Source organism: Vibrio sp. 378 (genome assembly GCF_033339435.1).
Genome location: NZ_JAWOUO010001190.1, coordinates 1 through 518, shown reverse-complemented (window position 1 = coordinate 518; position 518 = coordinate 1). Strand labels below are relative to the sequence as shown.

Here is a 518-nt window from a genome sequence, read left to right as displayed (position 1 = left end):
GTAGACCCTATCGTTGAAGCGCTCATTATTAGACGAAAAGAGCACGGTTTGTCGCGTGAACAAATGGCAAATATCGCGGGGATGAGCGTCAAAACCTACCAACGCATCGAGCGAGGTGAATCGGATCTCAAACTTTCACAATACCGCTCTATTTTGCGCTCTCTAAATCTGACTGACCTCGATATCGCGCTCGATATTAGAGGGATAGAACACGTGACCGCAGAAGATTTGGTGACTGTTGCTCGGCTGCTATCACCTGAAGCACAGTCCCTACTGGTGCGCCTCTTATCTCTAGTACTTGAACAACGCTCAGATCCTAACGCTTCCTAATTGTTTCGCTCTGTTATACTTATGTTTTGAGCACCCTACTCTCCAATATCAAGGGGAGGCGTTTTATGAACTACATATCAATTTTCAGAGGGCTTGCGACCAGTGTGTTTGTCATGATACTTGGCACAACAACATTACAGGCAAAACCTCATCCGCAACATTCGGTGAAACCCATTACGCAACCGGGC

The 518-nt window shown here is 46.7% G+C and carries 1 protein-coding gene; it reads left to right on the top strand.

The window, feature by feature from the left end:
* Positions 1 to 330: helix-turn-helix transcriptional regulator (locus R7Q48_RS31080; RefSeq protein ID WP_318134271.1), on the top strand; the 330-nt coding region annotated here is incomplete at its 5' end.
* Between the last annotated feature and the right edge of the window lie 188 nt (positions 331 to 518).